The sequence below is a fragment of the uncultured Planktosalinus sp. genome (genome assembly GCF_963973675.1).
In the GTDB taxonomy this organism is placed as follows: domain Bacteria; phylum Bacteroidota; class Bacteroidia; order Flavobacteriales; family Flavobacteriaceae; genus Planktosalinus.
The window spans coordinates 1-3,901 of sequence record NZ_CAXBAN010000262.1; the positions used below are offsets into that span (position 1 = coordinate 1).

Annotated in this window: 4 protein-coding genes and 1 pseudogene; all 5 read left to right on the forward strand. The window is 37.0% G+C overall.

What is annotated here, in order from left to right:
* Positions 1-539, forward strand: a pseudogene (locus tag AACY61_RS10130) (F0F1 ATP synthase subunit beta); the annotation flags it as partial.
* Positions 540-599: 60 nt separating this feature from the next.
* Positions 600-878, forward strand: coding sequence for a F0F1 ATP synthase subunit epsilon (locus AACY61_RS10135; protein WP_339611464.1), 279 nt, complete (start codon positions 600-602; stop codon positions 876-878).
* A 156-nt stretch (positions 879-1,034) separates the two neighbouring features.
* The gene (locus tag AACY61_RS10140; RefSeq protein ID WP_339611465.1) at positions 1,035-3,341 is read left to right on the forward strand and encodes a putative monovalent cation/H+ antiporter subunit A; all 2,307 of its coding nucleotides are present in this window, start codon (positions 1,035-1,037) and stop codon (positions 3,339-3,341) included.
* Positions 3,342-3,351: 10 nt separating this feature from the next.
* Positions 3,352-3,765 (forward strand): Na+/H+ antiporter subunit B, encoded by a 414-nt coding sequence (locus AACY61_RS10145; protein ID WP_339611466.1) that lies wholly within the window; start codon positions 3,352-3,354, stop codon positions 3,763-3,765.
* A 1-nt stretch (position 3,766) separates the two neighbouring features.
* On the forward strand, positions 3,767-3,901 hold a 135-nt coding region (locus tag AACY61_RS10150; protein WP_339611467.1), incomplete at its 3' end, for an NADH-quinone oxidoreductase subunit K.

The window sequence follows — 3,901 nt, forward strand, 5'->3', positions numbered from 1 at the left end:
CAAAAAGAGGTTCGATTACATCAGTACAGGCGGTTTATGTTCCTGCGGATGACTTAACCGACCCCGCTCCTGCAACAACCTTTGCCCACTTAGATGCAACCACGGTACTTTCTCGTAAAATTGCTGAGTTGGGTATCTATCCTGCAGTGGACCCTCTAGATTCCACCTCAAGGATTTTAACAAAAGAAATCCTTGGAGCAGATCACTACAACTGTGCATCTCGAGTAAAGGAATTACTTCAGCGCTATAAAGAATTACAAGATATTATCGCGATTTTAGGTATGGAAGAACTTTCTGAAGAAGACAAACTTGCGGTAAACCGTGCACGTCGTGTTCAGCGTTTCCTTTCACAGCCTTTCCACGTGGCAGAGCAGTTTACCGGTATACCCGGAGTGCTTGTAGATATTAAAGAAACCATCAAAGGATTCAACATGATCATGGACGGTGAGTTAGATCACCTTCCTGAAGCGGCGTTCAATTTGAAAGGTTCAATTGAAGAAGCAATTGAAGCCGGAGAAAAAATGCTTGCTGAAGCATAAAAATTCAATGCTCAAGGTTCAATTTTGAACCTTGAGCTTTAAACTTTGAACTTTTGAATTATGAAATTAGAAATTATATCACCAGAAGCCGTTTTATTGCAAGCTGAGGTAAAATCAGTTGCCGTACCCGGTGTAAATGGTGAATTTCAAATGCTGGATAACCACGCACCTATCGTGTCTATTTTACAGGAAGGACTAATAAAAATTGATGGAAATATCACAATTGACGAGGGCGTTAAAAATAAGTTTTCTAAAAGTAAAGAAGGAAGGTGGGTTTTGCATATCAACAGTGGAACCCTTGAAATGAATAACAATAAAGTAATCATTTTGGCTGATTAGTCTGAAAGATTTTTTTTAAATCCGATAATTAAACTAATTATCGGATTTTTTATTTATATATGTTACCAAGTTGTTAAACATTTTATCTATAGTGATTCCACAGTTTTAAAACTTCTTAAAATCTACTATATTTGTAGTTGACACTTGAATCAACATATGCTAACAGCCATCCTTACAGGTTTTATTTTTTCACTTTTTTTGGTCGTAGCCGGAAAATTTATGAAGAGAAAGGCTGCTATACTTTCCGCCCTGATACCACTGGGGCTATTTATCTATTTCTTACAGTTTACTAAACAAATTTCATCAGGTGAAATCATCAACAAAACCTACGAATGGGTACCGTCACTAGGTGTAAATCTCGGTTTCACCCTAGATGGTCTTTCGTTGATTTTTGCATTGATGATTACCGGAATTGGGTTTCTGGTGTTTGCATACACAGCTGCCTATCTTAAAGGCCACGAATACCTCGACAGGTTTTATGGATATTTGGGCATTTTTATGGCTGCGATGCTGGGGGTTGTTCTTTCTGATAACATTATTTCTCTATTTGTCTTTTGGGAGCTAACGAGTATCAGTTCATTTTTTCTTATCGGTTTTAATAACAAAGAAGAAGCCTCAAGAAAGTCCGCCATTCTTGCGCTTTCAATTACCGGCATAGGAGGTTTATTATTGCTGGCTGCAGTTCTTATAGCAGGAAATGTTACAGGAACATACAGTATTTCTGAAATGCTTTTATCAAAAGAATTGCTTGCCGATAGTAATCATTATGTCATCATCGTATTACTAATTTTTGGAGCGGCATTTACCAAATCTGCTCAATTTCCTTTCCATTTTTGGTTACCCGGTGCCATGAAGGCACCCACACCTGTTTCAACTTACCTTCACTCTGCAACCATGGTTAAAGCTGGTGTCTATTTATTAATGCGCTTTACACCTGCTTTGGGAAACACTGAACTTTGGAATACAACCCTCATCACAGTAGGCGCAATAACGATGGTTTATGCTGCAATTCATACACTTTTCAGAACAGATTTAAAAGGGATTTTAGCCTATTCTACGATTGCCGCTTTAGGTATACTCGTCTTTCTGATTGGACTCGGAACCCAAGAAGCATTGATAGCTGCCAGTGTTTTTATTTTAGTACACGCATTATACAAAGCCACTCTTTTCCTGGTTACTGGAATCATTGACCATGAAACAGGCACAAGAGATGTTACCCGCTTATCTGGTTTACGAAAAGTATTGCTGCCAGTTGCTATAGCAGGAGTCTTAGCCGCCATCTCCAATGCAGGTATTCCACCCAGCTTTGGTTTTATAGGAAAAGACCTGATTTATGAAGCTACCCTTCACTTTGGAAACTCAGGAGCTTTATTAACAATTTTAGCTATTGTAACAAACATACTTTTGTTGTATGCAGGGTTTTTAGCGGGAATAAAGCCCTTTTCAGGGAAATTACCTCAAGCATTTGAAAAAGTACACATGCCCAATTTTTTAATGTGGATTCCACCTTTGATTTTAGCGGTTTTGGGTATTGCAATTGGCATATTTCCTTCCATGATTCAAGATTCATTAATTCAGCCTGCAGTAACTGCTATGGGGCAAAATGGAAGTGAAGTGCACATAAAACTTTGGCACGGATTTAATTTAATTTTAGGTTTAAGTACCATAACCATCGGTGTCGGATTACTGATCTATTTCTTGTTCAAACCCTCTTTAAAATTAGAAAAAGGAATCGCCAAATTCGATAAAATTGCACCTAAATCTATAGTTGAATCTATTGGTTTTGGTTTTGATCGGGCATCAAGAATTACTACCGGATTTATTCAAAATGGATATTTAAGATATTATGTTTCAGTAATTATATTATTTCTGGTACTCTTAATAGGATATACCCTTTTACAAAATACCAACTATAAAATTGATTATGATTCCTTTTCAGTGTTAACAATCTATGAAGTGCTAACCTTACTTGTGATGGCCGTTGGAATTTTATATACTGTATTTACAAGGTCAAGACTTGCTGCCGTTGCTGCTATGGGTGTCGTCGGGTTGGCTATTAGTTTAATTTTTGTTTATTACAGTGCGCCGGATCTTGCGATGACACAATTTTCAATTGACACTTTAACTGTTATTTTGTTTGTTTTGGTTCTTTACAAACTACCCAAATACTTAAAGTTATCAGATCGCAGAGCACGCATAAAAGACGGTATTTTATCAATCGTTTTTGGCTCATTGATAACAGTACTGGCACTGGAGGTACTTTCAGAGCCTCAAGGGTCTGAAATAACTGATTATTTTGCAGAAAACGCCTATGTACTAGCAAAAGGTAAAAATGTAGTGAATGTTATTCTAGTAGATTTCAGGGGAATTGATACGTTTATGGAAATAGCCGTTTTAACCATAGCAGCTATAGGAGTTTTCTCATTATTGAAATTGAGGTTAACCAAAAAAAACAGAAAGTAATTTATAAACTATGAAAACAATCATCCTTAAGACAGCATCAAATTATCTTTTGCCGCTCCTGCTTTTGTTTTCAATATTCATATTACTAAGGGGGCATTATTTGCCCGGTGGAGGGTTTGTTGGTGGTCTCATAGCATCAATTGCATTTGTTCTCCACGCATTTGCAAATGGGCTTGAAAATACCAAAAATTTGATATCTATGCACCCTGGTTACTTAATGCCCGTTGGGTTATTAGTTGCATTTCTTGCAGGAGTATCACCCGCGCTAATTTCAAACCAGCCTTTTATGACCGGTTTGTGGTTTCCGGAACCGCTTGCTGTAATTGGAATGATTGGTTCTGCATTATTTTTTGACATTGGAGTATATTTAGTGGTAATAGGGGTTTCATTAACAATAATTTTTACAATAACAGAATCAGCATAGTATGGAGTTTTTATTAGCCATTTTAATCGGACTTTTATATGCCTCAGGCTTATATATGATGCTGAGAAGAAGCTTGGTTAAGCTTATAATTGGCCTAATTTTATTAGGCAATGGCGCCAATTTATTGATTTTTCTT